The sequence below is a fragment of the Nocardioides sp. JCM 18998 genome, assembly GCF_055391535.1.
In genome coordinates this window covers 3,840,424-3,865,121 of the sequence record NZ_AP043886.1, presented here as the reverse complement: position 1 = coordinate 3,865,121, position 24,698 = coordinate 3,840,424, and the positions used below count along the sequence as shown (strand labels likewise).

Genomic DNA, 24,698 nt, shown 5'->3' with positions numbered 1-24,698 from the left:
CCGCTCCCGGCACGGCCGGTCGCGGAGTGGAAGCGAAGCGTCAGCTGGCGAGTGTCGCCCTGAGCCAGTTCACCTGGGCACGGGACTGGAAGGCTCCGCCGCCCTCGTGGTCGTTGAACTCGTACACCTGGATCCGCTTCTGGCCGGCGTAGGCGTGGTAGGCGGCGAAGACGGTCGACGGCAGGCAGATGGTGTCCATCATCGCCACCGAGAACAGGGCCGGGGCATGGGCCCGCTTGCCGAGGATCGCGGTGTCGAAGTGGGCGAGCGTCTCGAAGACCTGCTTCGTACGGCCACGGTGCGCGCCGAGGTAGCGGGCGATCTCGGCGTAGGGGTCGCCGGGGGAGATGTCGACAGCACGGCGGAAGTGCGACAGGAACGGCACGTCCGGCATCGTGGCGACGACGTGGGGGGAGAGCGAGGCTGCGGCGAGGCTGATGCCACCGCCCTGGCTGTGGCCGGTGACGGCGACCTTCGCGGCGTCGACCGCGTGGTGGCCCCGCAGGACCTCGACCGCCCGGACCGCGTCGACGAAGACGCGTCGGTAGAAGTGGTCGTCGGGGCTGTCGAGACCGCGGGTGAGGAACCCGCCCTGGGCGGGCGCGCCGCTGCCGCCCGGATCCGGCGTGTCGCCGTTGGACCAGCCGCTGCCCTGGCCGCGGGTGTCCATCACGAAGTGGGCGAAGCCGGCCTGGGCCCAGAAGGTGAACTCGTGGGCGAGCCCGCGACCGCCGTTGTAGCCGTGGTACTGCACGACCCCGGGCAGCGGAGCGTCTCCGCGCAGTGGCGCGGCGGGCAGGTGCAGCCAGCCCTTGATCGGGTGTCCGCCGAAGCCGGCGTAGGTGACGTCGTACGTCTCGACGGTGGTGAGGACGCTCTCGACGCGCGTCATCCGGACGTCGAGCGGGATCGCTGCCGCCTCGGTGAGGGTGCGCTGCCAGAACGCGTCGAGCCCGGCGGGCTCGGGCAGCTCCTCGCGACGCTCCCAGAGCTCGTCGAGCGACAGGTCGATGCGGGGCATCAGCCGATCCCCGTAGTGCCGTCGAGCAGCGCGGGCGCCGCCGTCGAGCCGCGCGGGACGAGCCGGGTGTCGAGGCGTACGTGGATCCCGGACGGCACGGCGGAGAGGTCGGCGGCGTGGAGGCGTTCGACCAGCAGGTGGGCGGCGCGTCGGCCCATCTCGCGGATCGGCTGCTCGATGGTGGTGAGGCCCGGGTCGCACATCGCCGCGTCCGGGACGTTGTCGAAGCCGATCACGGAGAGGTCCTCGGGAACGCGCAGGCCGAGGGAGCGGGCCACCTCGATGGTGGCGAGCGCGGTGGCGTCGTTGGCCGCGAAGACGGCGGTGGGCCGCATGTCGGCCGGCAGGGTCAGCAGCGCACGGGCGCTCTCCGAGGCGATCGCCGGGTCGTAGGCGCCGGGGACGAGCTGGAACCCGCCCGCGGGCAGATGCGCCTCGTTCAGCGCGGTGCGGAAGCCGTCCTCGCGCAGCTGGGAGGACATCAGGTCGGGGCGGCCGGTGACCATCGCGATCCGCCGATGGCCGAGCGAGAGCAGGTGCTGTGCGGCGAGGTAGCCGCCACGGGAGTTGTCGGAGTCGACGGTGGGGATGTCGGAGCGGCCGGCGTGCGGGTCGACGGCGACGATCGGGACGTTGGCGACGATGTCGGTCACCGTCGGGGTGACCAGGACGGCGCCGTCGATCAGGGTGCCGCTGAGCCGGTTGAGGTGGCGCCGCTCCCAGCCGACGTGCTCGCCGAGGCGGGCGGCGCCGGCGTAGGCGACCAGCTCGTACTCGGTGCCGCGAAGCACGTCCGCGACGCCCTTGAGCACCTCGGCGCTGAACGGCTCGAGGTCGGCGACCAGGACGCCGATGACGTTCGTCTTCTGGTTGCGCAGGCTCCTGGCGACCAGGCTGGACTCGTAGCCGAGGTCGTTGATGATGCCGCGCACGCGGGTGGCCGTGGCCTCGGATACGCCGTAGCGGTCGTTGAGGACCTTGGAGACGGTGGCGACGGAGACGCCGGCGGCCTGTGCGACCTCGCGAATCGTTACCCGGGGCGGAATCATGCGCTGACACTACTCATGTAAAACGATATCGACAACGGTTTCGCCACGGGACGTCCACCAAACGTACGCCAAGACGCCACTGTGTGTGCGGTCACACTATCGCACCCTTGGATCGTGACAGTGGCTACCCGTCCGTAGGCACCGGCAGACTCGGTAGGGTCGGATGCGGGTCACAGAAGGCCCTAACGCAACGAGGGTCACCAAAGGCCCCCGACCATTGGAGAGAACATGACTGTTCGCGTAGGCATCAACGGCTTCGGCCGCATCGGCCGCAACTTCTTCCGCGCCGTGCGCGCCTCCGGCCTCGACATCGAGATCGTCGGCGTCAACGACCTGTCCGACGTCTCGGTCCTCGCGCACCTGCTCAAGTACGACTCGATCCTCGGTGTCCTCGACGCCGACGTCACCGCCACCGACGGCGAGATCAAGATCGGCGAGCAGGTCGTCAAGGTCTTCTCGGAGCGCGACCCCGCGAACCTGAAGTGGTCCGAGCTCGACGTCGACATCGTGGTCGAGTCGACCGGCTTCTTCACCGACGCCACCAAGGCGCGCGCCCACGTCGACAACGGTGGCGCCAAGAAGGTCATCATCTCGGCGCCGGCCTCCAACGAGGACATCACCATCGTGATGGGCGTCAACCACGACCTCTACGACGCCGACAAGCACACCGTCGTCTCGAACGCGTCCTGCACCACCAACTGCCTCGCCCCGCTCGCCAAGGCGCTGCACGAGGGCATCGGCATCAACAAGGGCCTGATGACCACGGTCCACGCCTACACCGCGGACCAGAACCTGCAGGACAACATCCACAAGGACCTGCGTCGCGCCCGTGCCGCCGCGATCAACATCGTCCCCACCTCGACCGGTGCCGCGAAGGCCATCGGCCTGGTCCTGCCGGAGCTCAAGGGCAAGCTCGACGGCTACGCCCTGCGCGTCCCCACCCCGACCGGCTCGCTCACCGACCTGTCGTTCGAGGCCTCGCGCGAGACCTCGGTCGAGGAGATCAACGAGATCGTCCGCAAGGCCGCCGACGGCAAGTTCCTAGTCTACTCGACCGACCCGATCGTCTCCTCGGACATCGTCACCAACCCGGCCTCGTCGATCTTCGACGCTCCGCTGACCAAGGTCATCGGCAACCAGGTCAAGGTCGCGTCCTGGTACGACAACGAGTGGGGCTACTCCAACCGCCTCGCCGACCTGATCGACTACATGGGCAAGAGCCTCTGATCCATGGGGTCCTACACCGGACTCGGAGAGGTCGCCGGCAAGCGCGTCCTCGTCCGCTCTGACCTCAATGTCCCCCTCAAGGACGGACAGATCACCGACGACGGCCGGATCCGGGCTTCGGTTCCGACCATCCGCGCGCTGGCCGATGCCGGCGCGCGGGTGGTCGTCACCGCCCACCTCGGCCGCCCCGACGGTGCCCCCGAGGCGAAGTACAGCCTCGCCCCGGTCGCGCAGCGACTCGGCGAGCTGCTCGGCCAGCCGGTCGCCTTCGCGACCGACACTGTCGGCGCCTCGGCGCAGGAGACCGTCGCCGGACTGGCCGACGGCCAGGTGGCGCTCCTGGAGAACGTCCGCTTCAACGCCGGGGAGACCTCGAAGGACGACGCCGTGCGTAGCGCCTTCGCGGCCGAGCTCGCGGGCCTGGCCGATGCCTTCGTCTCCGACGGCTTCGGCGTGGTGCACCGCAAGCAGGCGTCGGTCTACGACGTCGCCACGCTGCTCCCGCACGCGATGGGCGGCCTGGTCCAGGCCGAGATCGACGTGCTGCGTCGGCTGACCGACACCCCCGAGCGCCCGTACGCGGTCGTCCTGGGTGGCTCGAAGGTCTCCGACAAGCTCGGCGTCATCGACAACCTGCTCGGCAAGGCCGACACCCTGCTCATCGGTGGCGGCATGGTCTTCACCTTCCTCAAGGCCCAGGGCCACGAGGTCGGCAAGTCCCTGCTCGAGGAGGACCAGATCCCGACCGTGCTCGAGTACCTCGAGCGGGCGAAGGCCAACGGCGTCCAGATCGTCCTGCCGACCGACATCGTGGTCGCCGACGCGTTCGGCGACGAGGCGTCGGCCCGGGTGGTAGCGGCCGACCAGATCCCGGCGGGCTCCCTCGGCCTGGACATCGGCCCGGAGTCGGGCGAGGCGTTCGCCGCGGTCGTCGAGAAGGCCCGTACGGTCTTCTGGAACGGCCCGATGGGCGTCTTCGAGCAGCCCGCCTTCGCCGAGGGCACCCGTGCCGTCGCGGCGGCTCTGACCAAGGTCGGCGGCCTCTCGGTCGTCGGCGGCGGCGACTCCGCCGCGGCGGTCCGTGCGCTCGGCTTCGAGGATGACCAGTTCGGTCACATCTCGACGGGCGGTGGCGCGTCGCTGGAGTACCTGGAGGGCAAGGAGCTCCCGGGGATCACGGTGCTGGAAGCGCCTGACAACTCTGCCCTGGAGGACTAGGAAAATTGGGTAAGCGCACCCCGCTCATGGCGGGCAACTGGAAGATGAACCTCAACCACCAAGAAGCGGTGGTTCTGGTCCAGAAGCTCGCATGGACGCTGTCGGACAAGCGCCACGACTACGGCAAGGCCGAGGTCGTGGTGGTTCCGCCCTTCACCGACATCCGGTCGGTGCAGACCCTGGTCGACGGCGACAAGCTGTCGATCCGGTACGGCGCCCAGGACGTCTCGGTCCATGAGTCGGGTGCGTTCACCGGCGAGATCTCGGCGGCGATGCTGGCCAAGCTCGGCTGCTCGTACGTCGTGGCCGGTCACTCGGAACGCCGTGAGCACCACGGCGAGACCGACGCGCTCGTGGCGCGCAAGGCCGCTGCGAGCCTCGCGGCCGGCATCACGCCGATCGTCTGCGTCGGCGAGGATCTCCCGGTCCGTCAGGAGGGCGCTCACGTGCCCTACTGCACCGAGCAGCTCGTCGGCTCGCTCGCGGGGCTGAGTGCCGAGCAGGTCGCCGGCCTGGTGATCGCGTACGAGCCGGTCTGGGCGATCGGCACCGGCGAGGTCGCCACCCCGGAGGACGCTCAAGAGGTCTGCGCGGCGCTGCGTGCGACCGTGGAGAAGCTGCACGGAGCCGAGGCCGCGCAGTCCGTACGGGTCCTGTACGGCGGCTCGGTGAAGGCGAACAACATCGTCGGCATCATGGCCAAGCCCGATGTCGACGGTGCCCTCGTCGGGGGCGCGAGCCTGGTCGTGGACGAGTTTTCCGCGATCTGCCGCTTCTACGACCTCCCCGCGCTGTGATCGCGCGGATGTGACGTAGGATTCCCGATCGTGCTGGAACTTCTCTTCACCATCGTCCTGATGGTCGCGAGCGCCCTGATGATTCTGCTGGTGCTGTTGCACAAGGGGCGAGGCGGTGGCCTCTCCGACATGTTCGGCGGCGGCGTCTCGAGCTCCCTCGGCGGCTCCTCGGTCGCAGAGCGCAATCTCGACCGTCTGACCATCGGCATCGGCGTCATCTGGTTCGCGTGCGTGATCGCACTCGGCCTGCTGCTCGCGTACTGATCTAGCGAAGGAACAACACACATGGCTGGTGGAGCGAACGCGATCCGGGGTAGTCGGGTCGGGGCTGGCCCGATGGGCGAGGCGGAGCGCGGCGACGCGGCTCCGCGCAAGGCGGTCACCTACTTCTGCGCTCGTGAGCACCGCTCGGTGATCACCTTCGCGGTCGAGGCGACCCCGCCGGACTCGTGGGACTGCCCGAAGTGCGGTCTCCCGGGTGGTCTCGACGCGGAGAACGCGCCGGCGGCCCCCAAGATCGAGCCGTACAAGACGCACCTGGCGTACGTGAAGGAGCGGCGCTCCGACAAGGAGGCCGAGGACATCCTCGAGGACGCCATCAACCTGCTGCGCTCGCGCCGCAAGTCGGGCGAGATCATCTTCTGACGCCGAGTCGGCACAGCTTCATCTAAGAACCCGCCGAGCCGGCGCACGATGCGCCGGCTCGGCGGGTTCTTCGCGCGATCGTGCGTCGCGTCGCGCTCAGATCTTGGAGGCGGCGGCCCGGTCGAGGAACCAGATGGTCTCATCGTGACCGTGGGCGCCGACCGCGGGGATCTCGTGCACGTCGGCACCGCCCAACGCGCTGGCGACCGCGTCGGCCTTGCCGTCGCCGCTGACCAGGAACCAGACCGCCGAGGCGTCCCGGATGGCCTGGAAGGTGAGGCTGATCCGCTCCGGCGGCGGCTTGGGCGAGCCGGTGACGCCGACCGCGAGGGCGTTGGTGGCGTCGAGCTGCGGGAAGCCCGGGAACAGGGATGCGACGTGGCCGTCGGGGCCGACGCCGAGCATCATCACGTCGAAGTGGCCGCCCATCGCGAGCACCTCCTGGGCGTACGCGGCGGCGCCGAGCTCGACGTCGCTGACGTCGGCCGGGGACGGCATCTGGTGGATGCGGTGGGCGGGCACGCCGACCTCGTCCAGGAACGCCGCCTTGGCCTGGCCCGCGTTGCGATCGGGGGAGTCGGGGGAGACGAAGCGCTCGTCGCCGAACCAGAACTCCACGGCACCCCAGTCGACGCCCGAGTCGTCGGCCAGCCGGGCGACCTCGCGGTGGATGGCCTCGGCGATGGTGCCGCCGGTCAGGCAGATGTTCGGGATGGCCCCGGAGGCCTGGGCGTCCGCGATCCGGTTGAGCAGCTCGCCGGCGACGGCGGTCGCGAGCTCGGCGGCGTCCTCGTGGACCTCGACGCGGGGCTCGACATGGGGACTGGTCACTTCTTGGTGGCCTTTCGGTTCGGGCTGCGGCGGCTGGCGACGCGGCGGGTGAGGAAGCGGGCGGTGCTGGAGTAGACGGCGTCCTCGTCGAGACGGCGGAGCTCCTCGGCGAGCAGCTCGGGAACGTCGCGGCGGGCGAGCGCGACCGGTCTGTCCGGGTTGCCCGGTGTGCTGAGCACGGCGTGGCGGCCGTCGTCGCGGGCGAGCCGGATCGGCCCCTTGGCCGTCTCGAGCACGACCTCGGTGAGACCCGGCCCATCGGAGACTTTGTGCTTGATGTCAACACGCAGCCGGCTCGACAGCCAGGCCACCATGAGGTCGGCGCTCGGGTCGAGTCGCTCGGCGCTGACCGATCCGCCGGTGACCTTGAGCGGCTGCTGGTCGAGCGCGGCGGCCAGCAGCGCCCGCCACCCAGTGAGCCGGGTCCAGGCGAGGTCGGTGTTGCCCGGGGCGTACGCGGCGCACTGGACGTGCAGGGCCCGGGCGCGGCCCGTGGTGGTCGTACGGACATCCGTGATCCGTCGGCTCGCCAACCGACCCAACGGGTCGCTCGCCGGGTCGACCGGCGCGGCACCCGGCCACCATGCGACCACGGGGGAGTCGGGCAGGAGCAGCGGGAGGACCACGGACTCGGGGTGGCGTACGACCTCGCCGGAGAGCCGGATCAGCGCCATCTCCCCGCTCCAGCCGGCGCCGACGGTGACCTCGGCGTCGACCTGGGCCGCACCGCGCGAGGAGCCGAGGACGACCGCGAGCACCCGCGCGGGATGCTCGCGCGAGGCCGAGCGGGCGGCCTCCAGCGCATTGACGGCGTGCTCCTCCTCGACGACGAGGATCAGCGTCATCACCATGCCCATCGCGGGGCTGCCGGCGTGGGTACGGGCGCGGACGAACTCCGCGGCGATCCCGGCGCTGGTCGTCTGGTTCAGCGTGCGGGTCACGGTCGCCTCCAGGCCCGGCCGTCACGGGCCAGCATCGCATCGGCGCCCGCGGGGCCCCAGGTGCCGGAGTCGTAGGCCTCCGGGCGCGTCCCCTTGCGGTCCTGGGCGGCCCAGAAGTCGAGGATCGGGTCGAGGATCCGCCAGGAGAGCTCGACCTCCTCGTGCCGCGGGAAGAGCGGCGGGTCGCCGAGCAGCACGTCGAGGATGAGTCGCTCGTACGCCTCCGGGGAGGCCTCGGTGAAGGTGCTGCCGTACGCGAAGTCCATCGTCACGTCGCGGATCTCCATCGCGGTGCCGGGCACCTTGGAGCCGAACCGTACGGTCATGCCCTCGTCGGGCTGGATGCGGATGACGAGCGCGTTCTGGGTGAGCTCCTCGGTCGAGGCCGGGTTGAAGAGCTGGTGTGGAGCGCTCTTGAAGACGACCGCGACCTCGGTGACACGACGCCCCAGGCGCTTGCCGGTACGGAGGTAGAACGGGACGCCCGCCCAGCGGCGGTTGTCCACGTTCAGGGTGATCGCGGCGAACGTCTCGGTCGCCGACTTGGGCGAGATGCCGTCCTCCTCGAGGAAGCCGGCGACCTTCTCGCCGCCCGCCCAGCCGGCGGCGTACTGGCCGCGGGCCGTGGTGGCCGCCAGGTCGTCCGGCAGCCGGACCGAGGAGAGCACCTTCTGCTTCTCGATCCGTAGGGCGGTGGCGTCGAAGCCGGCCGGCTCCTCCATCGCGACCAGGGACATGAGCTGCATCAGGTGGTTCTGGATGACGTCGCGGGCGGCGCCGATCCCGTCGTAGTAGCCGGCGCGGCCGCCGATGCCGACGTCCTCGGCCATCGTGATCTGCACGTGGTCGACGTAGTTGGCGTTCCAGATCGGCTCGAACATCGTGTTCGCGAAGCGCAGCGCGAGGATGTTCTGCACCGTCTCCTTGCCGAGATAGTGGTCGATCCGGAAGATCGAGCCGTCCGGGAAGACGCTGTCCAGGGTCTCGTTGAGACGGCGTGCGGAGGTGAGGTCGTGGCCGAACGGCTTCTCGACCACCACCCGGCGCCAGGCGTCGGGACCGGTCTCGGTCAGGCCGTGCTCGCGCAGCTGGCCGACCACGTCGCCGAACGCGCCGGGCGGGATCGCGAGGTAGAAGGCGTGGTTGCCGCCCGTGCCGCGGGTCTCGTCGAGCTCCTCGATCGTGTGGCGCAGGTCCTCGAAGGCGGCATCGTCGCCGAAGTCGCCCGAGACGAACCGGAAGCCCTCAGCGAGCTGGTCCCAGACCTCCTCGCGGAACGGCGTACGGGCGTGCTCCTTGACCGAGTCGTGCACCACCTGGGCGAAGTCCTCGTCGGCCCAGTCCCGCCGGGCGAAGCCGGTCAGCGAGAAGCCGGGCGGCAGCAGGCCGCGATTGGCCAGGTCGTAGATCGCCGGCATCACCTTCTTGCGCGACAGGTCGCCGGTGACGCCGAAGAGGACCAGACCGCACGGCGGCGCGATGCGCGGGAGCCGGCGGTCCAGAGGATCGCGCAACGGGTTGCGCGGGGTGCTGGACCGCGCGGCTCGCGGGCTCACCTCCGGTGTGCCCGGTAGTACTCGATCAGGGCCTGTGTCGATGGGTCCTGATCGGCGAGTGCCTGGGCGTCACCGCTGACCGCCGGGCTGACCTGGAGGGCGAGCTGCTTGCCGAGCTCGACGCCCCACTGATCGAAGCTGTCGATGCCCCAGACCACGCCCTGGACGAACGTGGTGTGCTCGTACAGCGCGATCAGCTGGCCCAGCACGGACGGCGTCAGATCGGGAGCCATGATCGAGGTGGTCGGCCGGTTGCCGGTGAAGACCCGGGCCGGGACGATGTGCTCGGGCGTGCCCTCGGCGCGGACCTCGTCAGCGGTCTTGCCGAACGCGAGCGCCTTGGTCTGGGCGAAGAAGTTGGCCAGGAAGAGCTCGTGGACGTCGGTGTCCGCGTCCTTCAGCCCGTAGGCGGGATTCGCGAACGCGATGAAGTCGGCGGGGATCAGCCGGGTGCCCTGGTGGATCAGCTGGTAGAAGGCGTGCTGGCCGTTGGTGCCCGGCTCGCCCCAGAAGATCTCGCCGGTGTCGGTGGAGACCGGGGTGCCGTCCCAGCGCACGCCCTTGCCGTTGGACTCCATGGTCAGCTGCTGCAGGTATGCCGGGAAGCGGTGCATGAGCTGGGAGTACGGGAGCACGGCGTGGGTGTGGGCGCCGAGGAAGTTGACGTACCAGACGTTGAGCAGGCCCATCAGGACCGGGACGTTCTCGTCCAGGGGAGCGGTCCGGAAGTGCTCGTCCAGGGCGTGGAAGCCGGCCAGGAAGTCGGCGAACGCCTCGGGGCCGATCGCGATCGCCAGGGAGGTGCCGATCGCGGAGTCGACGGAGTAGCGGCCGCCGACCCAGTCCCAGAAGCCGAACGCGTTGGCCGGGTCGATGCCGAAGTCGGCGACCTTCTCCAGGTTGGTGGAGACGGCGACGAAGTGCTTGGCGACCGCGTCCTTCTGGTCGACCTCGCCCTGTGCGTCCGTGGAGAGCTGCTCGAGGAGCCAGCTGCGGCACAGCCGCGCGTTGGTCAGCGTCTCGAGGGTGCCGAAGGTCTTGCTGGAGACGATGAACAGGGTCGTCTCCGGGTCGAGCCCGGTCAGCGTGCGAGCCGCGTCGGTCGGGTCGATGTTGGAGATGAAGCGACACTCGATGTCGGCGTGGCGATAGGCCGCGAGAGCCTCGTACGCCATCACCGGACCGAGGTCCGAGCCGCCGATGCCGATGTTGACGACCGTACGGATCCGCTTGCCGGTGACGCCGGTCCAGGCGCCGGAGCGGACCCGGTCGGCGAAGTCGTAGACGCGCTTGAGCACGTCGTGGACGTCGGCGACCGGGTCCTGCCCGTCGACGGTCAGGTGCGCGTCGGCGGGCAGCCGCAGCGCGGTGTGGAGCACGGCCCGGTCCTCGGTGACGTTGATGTGGTCACCGGCGAACATGGCGTCACGACGAGTCTCGAGGTCGACGTCGGCGGCGAGGTCGCGGAGGGTCTTCCAGATCTCGGGCGTGACGAGGTTCTTGGAGAGGTCGACGTGCAGGTCGGCGGCCTGCAGGGTCGAGCGGCGTACCCACTGCTCGTCGGCGAGGGCCGAGCGGAGGTCGGGGGCGAAGCCGGCGGCGAGCTCGCCGAGCCGGCTCCACGCCGCAGTCGTCGTGGCGTCCACGGGCGCGCTCACGGGATCAGGCCCCGGCCTTCGCCATCTGACCCTTGACGGTGTCGAGCAGCTCGGTCCAGGAGACCTTGAACTTGTCGACACCCTCGGTCTCGAGGACGGTGAAGACGTCGGCGAGGTCGACGCCGACGGCAGCCAGCTGCTCGAAGACGGCCTTGGCCTCGTCGCCCTTGCCGCTCACCGCGTCACCGTTGTTGCCGGCGACGAGCTCACCGTGGTCGGCGAAGGCCTGCATGGTCTTCTCCGGCATGGTGTTGACCGTGTCGGCGACGACCAGGTCGGTGATGTACATGGTGTCGGAGTAGGCCGGGTTCTTCACACCGGTCGAGGCCCACAGCGGACGCTGGGCGTTCGCGCCGGCCGCGGCGAGGGCGGTCCAGCGCTCGCCGGCGTGCACCTCCTGGAAGGCGGCGTACGCGAGGCGGGCGTTCGCGACGGCTGCCTTGCCGCGCAGGGCGAGGGCCTCGTCGGTGCCGATCTTGTCCAGGCGGGCGTCGATCTCGGTGTCGACGCGCGACACGAAGAACGACGCGACCGAGCGGATCGCGGACAGGTCGTGGCCGTTGGCCTTGGCCTGCTCGAGACCGGTGAGGTACGCGTCCATGACGGCGCGGTAGCGCTCCTCGGAGAAGATCAGCGTGACGTTGACGCTGATGCCCTCGGCGATGACGGCCGTGATGGCCGGCAGACCCTCGAGGGTGGCCGGGATCTTGATGAGGGCGTTGCTGCGGTCGACAGCGGCCCACAGGGCCTTCGCGCTGTCGATCGTCGCCTGCGTCTCGTTGGCGAGGGTCGGCTCGACCTCGATCGAGACGCGGCCGTCGTCCTTGGTCGCCTCGGCGACCGGGGCGAGGATGTCGCACGCGTTGCGGACGTCCTCGGTGGTGAGCGCGAAGATCACCGTGTCGACGTCGGCGCCGCCCTTGACGAGGTCGGCGACCTGGGCGTCGTAGCGCTCGCCGTTGGCGATCGCCGCCGCGAAGATGGTCGGGTTGGTCGTCACACCCACGACCGAGGAGCCCTTGACCAGGTCGGCCAGGTTTCCGGTCTCGATGCGCTCGCGCGACAGGTCGTCGAGCCAGATGGAGACGCCGGCGTCGGCCAGCGCCTTGAGACGGTCACTCATGGGAACTCCTCTGTACGTTTTGAACGATCCAATTTCCACTCTAGCGCGGCGGCGATCTACCTCAGCGGCGGGTCGCCTGCAGGCTGTCCTTGGCCGCCTGGGTGACGGCCTCGGCGGTGATGCCGAACTCCCGGAAGATGCGAGCGCCGTCGGCGCTGGCGCCGTAGTGCTCGATGCTGATCATCCGGCCGTCGTCGCCGACGTACTCGCGCCAGCCCTGCTTGATGCCGGCCTCGACCGAGACGCGGGCCTTGACGCCCGGCAGCAGCACCGAGTCGCGGTAGGCCTGGGTCTGCTGCTCGAACCACTCGACGGACGGCATCGAGACGACGCGGGCGTTGATGCCCTCGGCCTTGAGCTGCTCACGGGCGGTGACCGCCAGCTGCACCTCGGAACCGGTGCCGATCAGGATCACGTCCGGCTGGCCGCCCTCGGCGTCGATGAGGACGTAGCCGCCCTTGCCGACGTTCTCCGTCGTCGAGAAGCCGTCCTCGCCACGCGGAACCGTGGGCAGGTTCTGGCGCGACAGGATGAGGGCGGTCGGGCGGTCGGTGTGCTTCAGGGCCTGGAGCCACGCCGCGGCGGTCTCGTTGCCGTCGGCCGGGCGGACCACGTCGAGGCCCGGGATGGCGCGCAGCGCCCACAGGTGCTCGATCGGCTGGTGCGTCGGGCCGTCCTCGCCGAGACCGACCGAGTCGTGCGTCCACACATGCACGACCGGGGCGCCCATCAGCGCGCCGACGCGGACGGCACCACGCATGTAGTCGGAGAACTGCAGGAAGGTGCCGCCGAAGACGCGGGTGCCACCGTGGACGGCGATGCCGTTCATGATCGCGCCCATCGCGTGCTCGCGGATGCCGAAGTGCAGGACGCGGCCCTGGTAGGGGTCGCCTGCCCAGTCGTGCGTCGAGCGGCTCGCCGGGATGGCGGACTTGGCGTCGGCGATGGTGGTGTTGTTCGAGCCGGCCAGGTCGGCCGAGCCGCCCCACAGCTCGGGCATCAGGTCGGCGATCGCGTTGATCACCTTGCCGGAGGCGGCACGGGTGGCGACACCCTTGGCGTCGGCCGGGAAGACCGGCAGGGCGGCCTCGAGGCCCTCGGGCAGCGAGCGGCTCTTCATCCGCTCGAGGATCGCGACCTGCTCCGGGTTGGCGGCGGCCCAGGCGGCGTACCGCTCGTTCCAGGCGGCCTCGAGCTCCTTGCCGCGGGCGATCAGCCCGCGCGTGTGCTCGATCACGTCGGCCGGCACGTCGAAGTGCTGCTCCGGGTCGAAGCCCATCAGCTTCTTGGTGGCGGCGATCTCGTCGGCGCCGAGCGCCGAGCCGTGTGCGGCCTCGGTGTTCTGCGCGTTCGGGGCCGGCCAGGCCAGGATCGTCTTGAGGACGATGATGCTCGGCTGGTCGGTGACCGCGTCGGCGGCCCGGACCGCGGCGTACAGCGCCTCGACGTCCTCGTGGTACTTCCCGCCGTCGGCGTGGTCGCCGTTGTGCAGCCAGTCGACGGTCTGGACGTGCCAGCCGTACGCCTCGTACCGCTTCGCGACGTCCTCGGTGAACGCGACGTCGGTGTTGCCCTCGATCGAGATCTTGTTGGCGTCGTAGATGACGGTGAGGTTGCCGAGCTGCTGGGTGCCGGCGATCGAGGAGGCCTCGCCGCTCACACCCTCCTCGAGGTCGCCGTCGGAGGCGATCGCGTAGATGTGGTGGTCGAAGAGCGACTCGCCCGGCTTGGCGTTCGGGTCGAGCAGGCCGCGCTCGCGGCGGGCGGCCAGCGCCATGCCGACAGCGTTGGCGACACCCTGGCCGAGCGGGCCGGTGGTGACCTCGACGCCGGCGGTGTGGCCGAACTCCGGGTGCCCCGGGGTCTTGCTGCCCCACGTGCGCAGCGACTCGATGTCCTCGATCTCGAGACCGAAGCCGCCGAGGAAGAGCTGGGTGTAGAGGGTGATCGAGCTGTGCCCGCAGGACAGCACGAAGCGGTCACGACCGAGCCAGCTCGGGTCGGACGGGCTGTGCTTCATCACCTTCTGGAAGATCAGGTAGGCCGCGGGCGCGAGGCTCATGGCGGTACCGGGGTGGCCGTTGCCCACCTTCTGAACAGCATCCATCGCCAAGACCCGAGCGGTGTCGACGGCCTTCTTGTCAAGGTCGGTCCACTCAAGGGCAGGAGTTGTGGTCACGGGGGTCCTCTCTGAGACGTACGTCAACTCCGAGCCTACCGAGAGTCGGGGTTAGACTCACACCCGCTGTCAGGCGATGGCGGCAAGCTCGTGGCGGGCCGGTACCCGGGCCGTCGCAGCATCAAAGCAGTTACCAATAAGTAAGGGATGTCTGTGACGTACGTCGGTGAGAGCGCCCCGGGTGTCGACACCCAGGAGATCGACTCGACCCGGGCGACGTTCAAGGACGTCGTCGCCGCCTATGTCGGGCTGACCAAGCCCCGCGTGATCGAGCTGCTGCTGCTCACCACCGTGCCGGTGATGTTCTTCGCGGCCCGCGGTGTCCCCGGTCTCGGCTTGGTCGTCGCGACCGTCATCGGCGGGACGCTCTCGGCCGGCTCGGCATCGGTCTTCAACTGCGTCTACGACCGTGACATCGACGAGCAGATGCGCCGTACGCGACGCCGGGCGCTGCCGCGCCACATCGTCTCGCCGGTCTCGGCGCTCGTCTTCGGCGTGGTCCTGGCGGCGTTGTCGACCGCGATCCTGCTGATCTGGGTGAACCCGCTGTCCGCGGCGCTCTCGCTCGGCGCCAACGCGTTCTACGTCTTCGTCTACACGATGCTGCTCAAGCGGCGCACCACCCAGAACATCGTCTGGGGCGGCATCGCCGGCTGCTTCCCGGCGATGATCGGCTGGACCGCCGTCACCGATCAGCTGTCGTGGGCGCCGTTCATCCTGTTCCTGGTCGTCTTCTTCTGGACGCCGCCGCACACCTGGGCGCTCGCCCTGCGCTACCGCGAGGACTACGCCAACGTCGACGTCCCGATGCTCCCGGTCGTGAAGCCGGCGCACGAGGTCGGTCGCCAGATCGTCCTCTACTCGTGGGTGATGGTCGCGGTCTCGCTGCTGCTGTGGCCGGTCGCGGACACCGGCTGGTTCTACCCCGTCGCCGCCACGGTGCTGGGCGTTGTATTCCTCGTCCAGGCGCACCGGATGCATGTCCGCGCCCGCGGCACCGAGGACCTCTCGGTCATCCAGCCGATGCACCTCTTCCACAGCAGCAACCTCTACCTCTCGCTGCTCTTCGTCGCCGTCGCGGTCGACCCGCTCGTCACCCGCTGACCGACTCGGGCCTCCGTACCCGTTGAGTCGGGTCTCCGTCTCGGTTGAGTCGGGTCCCCGTCTCGGTCGAGCGGGCGCCACGGCAGGTACACGAACGGCCTGATTCCGCGCACAGGACGCCGTTCGTGCGCGCCGTTCCACAGCCTCGCACGTCCCGGTGGCACGGGCGTGCGGATCGGGTCGACGCTCGCTACATGACCACTCCCGCGATCGCGATACCCGATCGACCCTTCCGACGTGCCGAGCTGCTCGATCTCGGCATGACGCGGCACGAGTTCTATCGATTGGTCAGCGACGGTGTGATTCGCGCGGTCGTACGGGAGGCCTTCGTCCGTGCGGATCTGGAGGACTGCGTCGTGCTTCGTGCCGCGGCGGTCGCCCTCGTCGTCTCCGACGGGCACGTCGCTGTCGATCGCACGGCCGCCGCCATCCATGGCGTCGACACGCTCACCTACGTCGAGCTCGAAGTGCTGCCGCCCGTCGAGACCTGCGTCCTGCGGGGGAGTTCCCCGACCCAGCGGCATGACGTACGCGGTCGCACGAGGGACCTGCTCGCCGAGGACGTCATGACCCTCGGCGGGCTCCAGGTGACGACGCCCCTGCGCACGGCACTCGATCTCGGATGCAACCTCCGGCGTCGGGAAGCGATGGCGGCTCTCAACGGCTTCGCCCGCCTGCACGGTGTCGTCGCGGACGACCTTCGTGCGCTGTTGCCCCGCTTCAAGCGGCGGCGCGGCGTCATCCAGCTCCGCGAGCTGGCTCAGCTCGTAGACCCGAGGATCGAGTCGCCGCGCGAGTCCTGGACCTGGCTCGAGATCCACGATGCCGGCCTGCCGATGCCGGAGCCCCAGGTCTGGATCGAGATCGACGGCGTGCCCACGTACCGCCTCGACTTCGCCTACGTGCGCCGTCGCATCTACATCGAGTATGACGGCTTCGACTTCCACGAGCGCACCGCAGACCAGCGGCGTGGGGACGCCGCCCGCCATGCGTGGCTCCGGGACCACGGTTGGACGGCGATCATCATCCGCAACGGTGACTTCACCGGAGAGCGCAGGGATCGGTGGATCCGCGAGCTGCGGATCGCCCTGGCGAGCGCGTACGACAACCGACGCTGGTGACAGAGGCCAGACTCGACCGCGACGGAGGCCCGACTCAACGTGGACGGAGGCCCGACTCAACGTGGACGGAGGCCCGAGTCAACCGCGACGGAGGCCGGAGTCAGTGGGCCTTGGTCGAGAGCACGACGCGGGCGAGGCCGGCGGCGGTGAGGGCGGCGCCCAGCATGTGCAGTCCGACGACGAAGGCGGGCAGGCCGGTCTCGTACTGGATCCAGCCGACCACGCCCTGCAGCAGCTCGACTCCCAGGAGCGCGCCGACGACGAGGCGCAGGTAGGGGGAGCGCCGCACGACCACGAGCAGCCACACGGTGAGCGCGACGAGCACGTCGACGGCGAACGCGTGGATGTGCGACATCCGCGCCGGGTCGAGGCCGGTGCGCTTCGACTCGAGGTCACCCGAGTGCGGCCCGGAGCCGGTGACGACGGTGCCGAGCCAGAGCACCACCCAACCGACGGCGAAGGTCGCCCAGGCGAGCGCCGCCACCCGCGGGGAGGACGCCTCGCGGGTGGGGGACCAGAGGATGTCGAGCATCCAGACGCAGAGGCCGATCATCGCCATCGAGGCGAGCAGGTGCAGCGAGACGACCCACGGGTTGAGGTCGGTGAGCACGCTGATGCCGCCGATCACGGCCTGCAGCGGGATGCCCAGGGCGATGCCGATCGCGAGCCGGCGCACCCGGCCGACGTGCTTCCAGGCGGCGATCACGACGGCGATCGCGATCGCGGTCAGGACATAGGTCAGCATCCGGTTGCTGAACTCGATGACGCCGTGGATGCCGGTCGCGCCGTGCTTCACGTAGGAGCCGTCGGTGCACTTGGGCCACGTCGGGCAGCCGAGCCCCGACGACGTGAGCCGTACGACACCGCCGGTCACGACGAGCAGGATGTTGGCGCAGAGGTTCGCGATGGCGAGCGGTACGAGCCGTGCCCGCAGCCAGGCCGTGATCCGGCCCGGGGTCTTGGCGCCCGACGCCACGGGTGTCGTGGAGGTCATTCCCACTTGAAGGTCCTAGCAGTCAGGGTGGTCCCGAGGACCGCCCACACGGTGAGCACGCCGAGGTCGCGCCAGGCGACGTCGCCGTCGAGGAACGCCGAGCGCATCGCCTCGCCGAGAGCACCCGAGGGCAGCCAGCGGGCGACGTCGCCGAAGGAACCGTACGCGCTGACCGGCAGCACCACCGCGCCACCGGCCATCAGGAGCAGGTAGACGAGGTTGGCGGCCGCGAGGGTCGCCTCGGCGCGCAGGGTGCCGGCGACCAGCAGGCCCAGCGACGCGAACGCCGCCGTTCCGAGCGCCACCGCGAGGACGGCGCCGAGCACCCCGGCCTTCGGCGTCCAGCCGAGCAGCTGCCCGACCGCGCCGATCAGGATGATCTGCACCAGCTGGACCGCGAGCAGCGCGAGGATCTTGCCGAGCAGGAGTCCGGAGCGGGGCAGCGGCGAGGAGCCGAGCCGCTTGATCACGCCGTAGCGGCGCTCGAAGCCGGTGGCGATCGCGAGCGAGGTGAAGGAGGTCGACATCACCGCGAGCGCGATCACGCCGGGCGTGAAGATGTCGACCAGCGGGCGGGGGTCGGTCAGCTTGAGGTCGAGGTGCTCGCCGGCGGTCACGCCGCCGACCAGGATCAGCACCGGGATCACCACGGCCAGCAGCAGCTGCTCGCCGTTGCGCAGCATCAGCCGCGCCTCCATCGAGGCCTGCGCCAGCACCTGGCGCAGCAGCGGCGCGCCACCGGGGCGCGGTGAGAGGTCCAGCGAGACGTCAGTCATGGTCCCGGCCATTCTCCAGGCCCCTTCCGGTCAGCTCGAGGAACACGTCCTCCAGAGTGCGCGAGCCGAAGCTCATCGAGCGGACGCCCACCTCGAACTTCGCACTCCACTCCGCGACCGACGTGCGCAGGGCCGCCTCGGCGTCCGCGGGCAGCTCCTGGTCGACGACCAGCTGGATCGTCGCGGACGACCCACGGGTCAGCTCGGCCGGCGAGCCCGACGCGATCAGCTGGCCGTGGTCGATGATGTGGACCTGGTCGGCGAGCTGCTCGGCCTCCTCCAGGTAGTGGGTGGTGAGGACCACCGTCACGCCGGACTCTCGCAACTCCTGCAGCAGCTCCCAGGTGGTGCGGCGCGCGGCCGGGTCCATGCCGGCGGTCGGCTCGTCGACGAAGACGATCTCGGGGCGCCCGACGATCGCCATCGCGAGGCCGAGGCGCTGCTGCTGGCCACCGGAGAGGCGCCGGTACGGCGTGCGGCCGCACTCGCCGAGGCCCAGTCGCTCCGCGAGCTGATCCACGTCCAGCGGGTGCGCGTGCAGCCGGGAGATGTGGCGCAGCATCTCCATCGCCCGTACGCCGCTCCAGGCGCCCTGGCCCTGCAGCATCACGCCGATGCGCGGGAGCAGCTCGCGGCGCTGGGCGACCGGGTCGAGCCCGAGCACCCGGACACGCCCGGCCTGCGGCTTGCGGTAGCCCTCGCACGTCTCGAGCGTGGTGGTCTTCCCGGCGCCGTTCGGGCCGAGCACGGCGGTGATCGAGCCGGCCTCGACGCTGAGCGAGAGGCCGTCGACGGCGGTCTTGGTGCCGTAGGTCATGCGCAGGTCGGTGACCTCGACAGCGGGGGTTGGCACGCGCGCCAGTGTAGGGAGGACCCGTCGCAGGCCCCGCTTCGGCGCGAGAGCGGGTGGTGCGGCCGTGATCCGCCTCTCATCGTCGGCAGGTAAGGGTGGCCTTCGTTGAAGCACTCGATCAATATCGTCACAATAGTGTTGTGAAATTCGACGAGGCGGCCGTTCGGGCCGATGACCAGAACACGCGCCAGCGCGTGGCCCGGTCGATCCTCGTCGACGGTCCCTCGACCGCCGCCGCGCTCGCGGAGCGGCTGGATCTGACGCCCGCCGCCGTACGACGCCACCTCGACCAGCTCGTCGAGGAGGGCGCCGTGGAGGCGCGCGAGCCCCGCAGCGACACGCCCAAGGGGCGGGGCCGCCCGGCGAAGGCCTTCGCGCTCACCGAGCGCGGACGCGAGGGCTTCGACCAGCAGTACGACGACCTCGCCGCCCAGGCGCTGCGCTTCCTCGCGCAGACGGTCGGCGAGGAGGGCCTGCGGGCCTTCGCCGTGAAGCGTGCCGACTTCATCCGAGCCGGCTTCGACCGGATCAGCCAGAGCAAGCCCGAGCTGACGCCGGCCCAGGTCCTCGCCCAGGTCTTCACCGACGAGGGCTACGTCGCCTCGGTCCGGGAATTGCCGGTGGTGGGCGAGCAGTTGTGCCAACAGCACTGCCCGGTCTCCCACGTCGCGCACGAGTTCCCGCAGCTCTGCGAGGCCGAGACGGCCGCGATCGGCGAGGTCCTCGGCACCCACGTCCAGCGGCTGGCGACCATCGCCCACGGCGACGGCGTCTGCACCACATGCATCCCGACCACCACCAGCATCACCCCGGTCTCGACAGGCTCGACCACCGGAACACGCAGCACCGATGAGAGGAAGCAGGTCACGGTATGACCTCGATCGAAGAGCTGAACCCCGAGCTCAAGGGGATCGGCAAGTACGAGTTCGGCTGGGCCGACAAGAACGACGTCGGCGCCGACGCGCAGCGTGGTCTGAACGAGGACGTCGTCCGCGACATCTCGGGCAAGAAGTCGGAGCCGCAGTGGATGCTCGACCTGCGCCTGAAGGGCCTCAAGCTCTTCGGCCGCAAGCCGATGCCCACGTGGGGATCGGACCTGTCGGGCATCGACTTCGACAACATCAAGTACTTCGTCCGCTCCACGGAGAAGCAGGCCGCGAGCTGGGACGACCTGCCCGAGGACATCAAGAACACCTACGACAAGCTCGGCATCCCGGAAGCGGAGAAGCAGCGCCTCGTCGCGGGCGTCGCTGCCCAGTACGAGTCCGAGGTCGTCTACCACCAGATCCGCGAGGACCTGGAGGAGCAGGGCGTCATCTTCGTCGACACCGACACCGCGCTGAAGCAGCACGAGGAGCTCTTCAAGGAGTACTTCGGCACCGTCATCCCGGTCGGCGACAACAAGTTCGCCGCGCTCAACACCTCGGTGTGGTCGGGCGGCTCGTTCATCTACGTGCCCAAGGGCGTCCATGTGGACATCCCGCTGCAGGCCTACTTCCGGATCAACACCGAGAACATGGGCCAGTTCGAGCGCACCCTCATCATCGTCGACGAGGACGCCTACGTTCACTACGTCGAGGGCTGCACCGCGCCGATCTACTCGTCGGACTCGCTGCACTCCGCGGTCGTCGAGATCATCGTGAAGAAGGGCGGCCGCTGCCGCTACACGACCATCCAGAACTGGTCGAACAACGTCTACAACCTCGTCACCAAGCGTGCGGTCTGCGAGGCCGGCGCGACGATGGAGTGGGTCGACGGCAACATCGGCTCCAAGGTCACGATGAAGTACCCGGCCGTCTACCTCATGGGTGAGCACGCCAAGGGCGAGACCCTCTCGATCGCCTTCGCGGGCGAGGGCCAGCACCAGGACGCGGGCGCGAAGATGGTGCACGCCGCCCCGAACACGTCGTCCTCGATCCTGTCGAAGTCGGTCGCACGTGGTGGCGGCCGTACGTCGTACCGCGGCCTCATCCAGATCAACGAGGGCGCGCACGGCTCGAAGTCCAACGTCCTGTGCGACGCGCTGCTGGTCGACCAGATCAGCCGATCCGACACGTACCCCTACGTCGACATCCGCGAGGACGACGTCTCCATGGGTCACGAGGCCTCGGTCTCGAAGGTCTCCGACGACCAGCTCTTCTACCTCATGAGCCGCGGCATGGCCGAGGACGAGGCGATGGCGATGATCGTGCGCGGCTTCGTCGAGCCGATCGCCAAGGAGCTCCCGATGGAGTACGCCCTCGAGCTCAACCGCCTCATCGAACTGCAGATGGAAGGAGCCGTCGGCTGATGACGGACACGTACGCCGAGCCTGTCGAGGCGAACATCTCGACAAGCTCGATGGCCGCCGCCCTCGAGCTCGACGCCACCAACGAGCGCGTCGAGTCCCACCTCCACCCGGAGGGCTCCTTCGACCTGGCGGACCACCCGGTCCCGACCGGTCGTGAGGAGATCTGGCGCTTCACTCCGCTCAAGCGGCTGCGTGGCCTGCACACCGACGCCACCTTCGGCGGCGCGCTGGAGGTCGTCGAGCAGCTCGCCGAGGGTGTCGAGGTCGTCGACGACGCCCCGGGCCTGATCGGCGTGGCCGGCTTCGTGCCGACCGACCGGATCGCCGCCCGCGTCGCCGAGGCGGCCCCGGGCGTCGTGCTGTACGAGATCCCCGCCGACACGGTGGTCGAGGACGCCAGCGTCATCATCGTCCGCGGCACCGGTGTGGAGCCGGCCGTCGCGCAGCACGTCGTCGTCCGGGCCGGCCGCTTCTCCAAGGCAACCGTCGTCTTCCACTTCGAGGGCTCGGCGACGCTCGCCGACAACGTCGAGATCGTGGTCGAGGACGGCGCCCAGCTGACCGTGGTCTCCATCGACGACTGGGCCGACGACGCCGTGCACGTGGGTCACCGCCACATCAAGGTCGGCCGCGACGCGCAGTTCAAGCACATCGACGTCACCTTCGGCGGCAACGTGGTCCGCAACGACAGCACCGCCGAGTACGCCGGCCCCGGCGGCTCGGTCGAGATGCTGGGCCTCTACTTCGCCGACGCTGGCCAGCACATCGAGCACCGCCTCTTCGTCGACCACACCGCCCCAAAGACCAAGTCGCACGTGGTCTACAAGGGCGCGCTGCAGGGCGAGGGCGCGCGCACCGTGTGGATCGGCAACGTGCTGATCCGCAAGGTCGCCGAGGGCATCGAGACCTACGAGGAGAACCGCAACCTCGTCCTCACCGACGGCTGCCAGGCCGACTCGGTCCCCAACTTGGAGATCGAGACCGGCGAGATCGAGGGCGCGGGCCACGCGTCGGCGGTCGGCCGCTTCGACGACGAGCAGCTGTTCTACCTGCGCAGCCGCGGCATCCCGGAGTCCGAGGCGCGCCGCCTGGTCGTGCACGGGTTCTTCAACGACCTGATCCGCCAGATCGGGGTCGGAGACCTGGAGGAGAAGCTCACCGCCACCGTGGAGGCAGAGCTCGCCAAGAACGTACTGAACAACGAGAAGGACAACGCCTGATGAGCACGCTTGAGATCAAGGACCTGCAGGTCTCGGTCGACACCGAGGACGGCCCCAAGGAGATCCTCAAGGGCGTCACGCTGACCATCAAGGACGGCGAGACCCACGCGATCATGGGCCCCAACGGCTCGGGCAAGTCGACCACCGCGTACGCCATCGCGGGTCACCCGAAGTACACGATCACCGGCGGCACGGTGACGCTCGACGGCAAGGACCTGCTCGAGATGTCGCCGGACGAGCGGGCGCGGGCCGGCCTCTTCCTCGCGATGCAGTACCCGGTCGAGGTCCCCGGTGTGTCGATGGCCAACTTCCTGCGTACGGCCAAGACGGCCCTCGACGGTGAGGCCCCCAAGCTGCGCACCTGGGTCAAGGACGTCAACGGCGCCCTGGACCGGATGAACCTCGACGCCGCGTTCTCGCAGCGCTCGGTCAACGAGGGCTTCTCCGGCGGTGAGAAGAAGCGCGCCGAGATCGCCCAGCTCGACCTGCTGGACCCGAAGGTGGCGATCCTCGACGAGATCGACTCCGGACTCGACATCGACGCGCTGAAGGTCGTCTCGCAGGGCATCAACGACTTCGCTGCGCGCGAGGGGAAGGGCGTCCTGCTGATCACGCACTACACCCGCATCCTGCGCTACGTGAAGCCGGACTTCGTACACGTCTTCGTCGACGGCCGGATCGCGGAGTCGGGTGGCCAGGAGCTCGCCGACGAGCTCGAGGCCAACGGCTACGCGAAGTACACCGGCGTGGCGGTCTGACCATGGTCTCGACAGGCTCGACCTCCGGGTTGGCCGGCCTGCTGCCCGAGCTCGAGATCGTCCGCAAGGACTTCCCGATCCTCGAGCGCTCCTTCGCTGTGGATGGTGGCGCTGCGGTACCTCTCGTGTACCTCGACAGCGCCAACACCTCGCAGAAGCCGCAGATCGTGATCGACACGATGGTCGACCACCTCGAGCGGCACAACGCCAACATCGCGCGTGCGATGCACCACCTCGGTGCGGAGTCGACCGAGGCGTTCGAGGGTGGCCGGGATGCGGTTGCGCGCTTCATCGGCGCGCCGGACCGCGACGAGGTGATCTTCACCAAGAACGCCTCGGAGGCGCTCAACCTGGTGGCGAACACGCTCGCGTGGGCCCGCCCCACGACCGGCTCGGGGGCCGATCTGAGCATCGGCGAGGGTGATGAGATCGTCATCACCGAGCTGGAGCACCACTCCAACATCGTGCCCTGGCAGCTGCTCGCAGAGCGGACCGGCGCGACTCTGCGCTGGTTCGGGCTGACCGACGACGGCCACCTCGACGTGTCGAACATCGACGACCTGATCAACGAGCGCACCAAGGTCGTCTCGCTGGCGTGGGTCTCCAACATGCTCGGCACGATCCTGCCGGTGGCCGAGATCGCCAAGCGTGCCCACGCCGTGGGCGCGATCGTCGTGGTCGACGCCTCCCAGGCCGCGCCGCAGCTGCCGATCGACCTGGCCGGGATGCCGCTCGAGGAGCGTCCCGACTTCCTGGCCTTCACCGGCCACAAGACCGTCGGCCCGACCGGCATCGGCGTGCTCTGGGGCCGGCGCGAGCTGCTCGAGCAGCTGCCGCCGTTCCTCGGCGGCGGCGAGATGATCGCCACCGTCCGGATGGAGCGCTCGACCTACGCCGGGATCCCGCACAAGTTCGAGGCCGGCACCCCGCCGATCGTCGAGGCCGTCGGCCTCGGCGCCGCGGTCGAGTACCTGGGCCACCTCGGGCTCGATGCGATCCACGCCCACGAGCAGGCGATCACCGCGTATGCCCTCGAGGGGCTCGCCACGGTCCCGGGCCTGAAGGTGCTCGGTCCGCTCGACGCGACCCAGCGCGGCGGCGCGATCTCCTTCGAGCTCGACGGCGTGCACCCGCACGACATCGCCCAGGTGCTGGACTCGAAGGGCATCGCCGTACGGGCCGGGCACCACTGCGCCAAGCCGGCGCACGCCCGCTTCGGCGTGCAGGCCTCGACCCGGATGTCGTCGTACCTCTACACGACGCCGGCCGAGATCGACTCGCTGATCGAGGGCCTGGAATACACCCGCTCCTACTTCAAGTTGGCCTGAGGAAGGGGG

23 protein-coding genes are annotated in these 24,698 nt (G+C 69.7%); 12 read left to right on the top strand and 11 right to left on the bottom strand.

The window, feature by feature from the left end:
• Positions 1-40: 40 nt before the first annotated feature.
• Both ACZ5L9_RS18240 and ACZ5L9_RS18235 read right to left on the bottom strand, forming a co-directional pair.
• Positions 41-1,021, bottom strand: coding sequence for an acetylxylan esterase (locus ACZ5L9_RS18240; protein ID WP_464530476.1), 981 nt, complete (start codon positions 1,019-1,021; stop codon positions 41-43).
• The gene (locus tag ACZ5L9_RS18235) at positions 1,021-2,070 is read right to left on the bottom strand and encodes a LacI family DNA-binding transcriptional regulator (RefSeq protein WP_464530473.1); all 1,050 of its coding nucleotides are present in this window, start codon (positions 2,068-2,070) and stop codon (positions 1,021-1,023) included. Before ACZ5L9_RS18235 ends, ACZ5L9_RS18240 begins: the two co-directional genes overlap by 1 nt.
• Before the next feature lie 228 nt (positions 2,071-2,298).
• Here ACZ5L9_RS18235 and gap point away from each other — a divergent pair, with 228 nt between their 5' ends.
• From gap to ACZ5L9_RS18210, 5 genes are read left to right on the top strand one after another with little or no spacing between them, the layout of a single operon-like run.
• On the top strand, positions 2,299-3,297 hold the full coding sequence (gene gap / locus ACZ5L9_RS18230; RefSeq protein WP_464530469.1) for a type I glyceraldehyde-3-phosphate dehydrogenase: 999 nt from the start codon (positions 2,299-2,301) through the stop codon (positions 3,295-3,297).
• Between the two features lie 3 nt (positions 3,298-3,300).
• Positions 3,301-4,515, top strand: coding sequence for a phosphoglycerate kinase (locus tag ACZ5L9_RS18225; protein WP_464530467.1), 1,215 nt, complete (start codon positions 3,301-3,303; stop codon positions 4,513-4,515).
• A 26-nt stretch (positions 4,516-4,541) separates the two neighbouring features.
• Positions 4,542-5,312, top strand: coding sequence for a triose-phosphate isomerase (gene tpiA, locus ACZ5L9_RS18220; RefSeq protein ID WP_464536918.1), 771 nt, complete (start codon positions 4,542-4,544; stop codon positions 5,310-5,312).
• A gap of 33 nt (positions 5,313-5,345) precedes the next feature.
• Positions 5,346-5,576: a preprotein translocase subunit SecG gene (secG, locus tag ACZ5L9_RS18215; protein ID WP_464536916.1), complete on the top strand. Its 231-nt coding sequence runs from the start codon at positions 5,346-5,348 to the stop codon at positions 5,574-5,576.
• Between the two features lie 21 nt (positions 5,577-5,597).
• Positions 5,598-5,957 (top strand): RNA polymerase-binding protein RbpA, encoded by a 360-nt coding sequence (locus ACZ5L9_RS18210; RefSeq protein WP_464530465.1) that lies wholly within the window; start codon positions 5,598-5,600, stop codon positions 5,955-5,957.
• A gap of 96 nt (positions 5,958-6,053) precedes the next feature.
• On the opposite strand, the gene pgl is transcribed toward ACZ5L9_RS18210, so the two are convergent.
• From pgl to tkt, 6 genes are all read right to left on the bottom strand, one after another.
• Entirely contained in the window at positions 6,054-6,788 is a 735-nt protein-coding gene (pgl, locus tag ACZ5L9_RS18205; protein ID WP_464530462.1) for a 6-phosphogluconolactonase, read from the bottom strand.
• Positions 6,785-7,729, bottom strand: a complete 945-nt coding sequence (locus ACZ5L9_RS18200; protein WP_464530460.1) for a glucose-6-phosphate dehydrogenase assembly protein OpcA — start codon at positions 7,727-7,729, stop codon at positions 6,785-6,787. Before ACZ5L9_RS18200 ends, pgl begins: the two co-directional genes overlap by 4 nt.
• Positions 7,726-9,285: a glucose-6-phosphate dehydrogenase gene (zwf, locus tag ACZ5L9_RS18195; RefSeq protein ID WP_464530458.1), complete on the bottom strand. Its 1,560-nt coding sequence runs from the start codon at positions 9,283-9,285 to the stop codon at positions 7,726-7,728. The genes ACZ5L9_RS18200 and zwf overlap by 4 nt, the downstream gene beginning before the upstream one ends.
• Complete coding sequence (pgi, locus tag ACZ5L9_RS18190) at positions 9,282-10,943, bottom strand: glucose-6-phosphate isomerase (protein WP_464530456.1); 1,662 nt, start codon at positions 10,941-10,943, stop codon at positions 9,282-9,284. The genes zwf and pgi overlap by 4 nt, the downstream gene beginning before the upstream one ends.
• Positions 10,944-10,947: 4 nt before the next feature.
• The gene (gene tal / locus ACZ5L9_RS18185; protein WP_464530454.1) at positions 10,948-12,066 is read right to left on the bottom strand and encodes a transaldolase; all 1,119 of its coding nucleotides are present in this window, start codon (positions 12,064-12,066) and stop codon (positions 10,948-10,950) included.
• 61 nt (positions 12,067-12,127) lie between these two features.
• Positions 12,128-14,245 carry a transketolase gene (tkt, locus tag ACZ5L9_RS18180; protein WP_464530452.1) on the bottom strand — a complete coding sequence of 706 codons (2,118 nt, stop codon included), beginning with the start codon at positions 14,243-14,245 and terminating at the stop codon, positions 12,128-12,130.
• 147 nt (positions 14,246-14,392) lie between these two features.
• Here tkt and ACZ5L9_RS18175 point away from each other — a divergent pair, with 147 nt between their 5' ends.
• Both ACZ5L9_RS18175 and ACZ5L9_RS18170 read left to right on the top strand, forming a co-directional pair.
• Positions 14,393-15,349, top strand: coding sequence for a heme o synthase (locus ACZ5L9_RS18175; RefSeq protein WP_464530450.1), 957 nt, complete (start codon positions 14,393-14,395; stop codon positions 15,347-15,349).
• 194 nt (positions 15,350-15,543) lie between these two features.
• A complete protein-coding gene (locus tag ACZ5L9_RS18170) occupies positions 15,544-16,470 on the top strand; it encodes a DUF559 domain-containing protein (protein WP_464530448.1) in 927 nt (308 codons plus the stop codon).
• Between the two features lie 100 nt (positions 16,471-16,570).
• Here the strand turns inward: ACZ5L9_RS18170 and ACZ5L9_RS18165 are convergent, their stop codons facing one another.
• Genes ACZ5L9_RS18165 through ACZ5L9_RS18155 form a run of 3 tightly spaced genes read right to left on the bottom strand, consistent with a single transcriptional unit; the run spans position 16,571 to position 19,093 of the window.
• Positions 16,571-17,464, bottom strand: a complete 894-nt coding sequence (locus tag ACZ5L9_RS18165) for a COX15/CtaA family protein (protein ID WP_464530446.1) — start codon at positions 17,462-17,464, stop codon at positions 16,571-16,573.
• Complete coding sequence (locus ACZ5L9_RS18160) at positions 17,461-18,240, bottom strand: ABC transporter permease (RefSeq protein ID WP_464530444.1); 780 nt, start codon at positions 18,238-18,240, stop codon at positions 17,461-17,463. Before ACZ5L9_RS18160 ends, ACZ5L9_RS18165 begins: the two co-directional genes overlap by 4 nt.
• On the bottom strand, positions 18,233-19,093 hold the full coding sequence (locus ACZ5L9_RS18155) for an ABC transporter ATP-binding protein (RefSeq protein WP_464530442.1): 861 nt from the start codon (positions 19,091-19,093) through the stop codon (positions 18,233-18,235). Before ACZ5L9_RS18155 ends, ACZ5L9_RS18160 begins: the two co-directional genes overlap by 8 nt.
• A 140-nt stretch (positions 19,094-19,233) precedes the next feature.
• Here ACZ5L9_RS18155 and ACZ5L9_RS18150 point away from each other — a divergent pair, with 140 nt between their 5' ends.
• The 5 genes from ACZ5L9_RS18150 to ACZ5L9_RS18130 are packed head-to-tail and all read left to right on the top strand — an operon-like array spanning position 19,234 to position 24,689.
• On the top strand, positions 19,234-19,968 hold the full coding sequence (locus ACZ5L9_RS18150) for a helix-turn-helix transcriptional regulator (RefSeq protein WP_464530440.1): 735 nt from the start codon (positions 19,234-19,236) through the stop codon (positions 19,966-19,968).
• Entirely contained in the window at positions 19,965-21,383 is a 1,419-nt protein-coding gene (gene sufB / locus ACZ5L9_RS18145; RefSeq protein WP_464530438.1) for a Fe-S cluster assembly protein SufB, read from the top strand. The genes ACZ5L9_RS18150 and sufB overlap by 4 nt, the downstream gene beginning before the upstream one ends.
• Positions 21,383-22,603, top strand: a complete 1,221-nt coding sequence (gene sufD, locus ACZ5L9_RS18140) for a Fe-S cluster assembly protein SufD (protein ID WP_464530436.1) — start codon at positions 21,383-21,385, stop codon at positions 22,601-22,603. The genes sufB and sufD overlap by 1 nt, the downstream gene beginning before the upstream one ends.
• Positions 22,603-23,361, top strand: coding sequence for a Fe-S cluster assembly ATPase SufC (gene sufC / locus ACZ5L9_RS18135; RefSeq protein ID WP_464530434.1), 759 nt, complete (start codon positions 22,603-22,605; stop codon positions 23,359-23,361). Before sufD ends, sufC begins: the two co-directional genes overlap by 1 nt.
• Positions 23,362-23,363: 2 nt before the next feature.
• Positions 23,364-24,689 (top strand): cysteine desulfurase, encoded by a 1,326-nt coding sequence (locus ACZ5L9_RS18130; RefSeq protein WP_464530432.1) that lies wholly within the window; start codon positions 23,364-23,366, stop codon positions 24,687-24,689.
• The last annotated feature ends 9 nt before the right edge of the window (positions 24,690-24,698 follow it).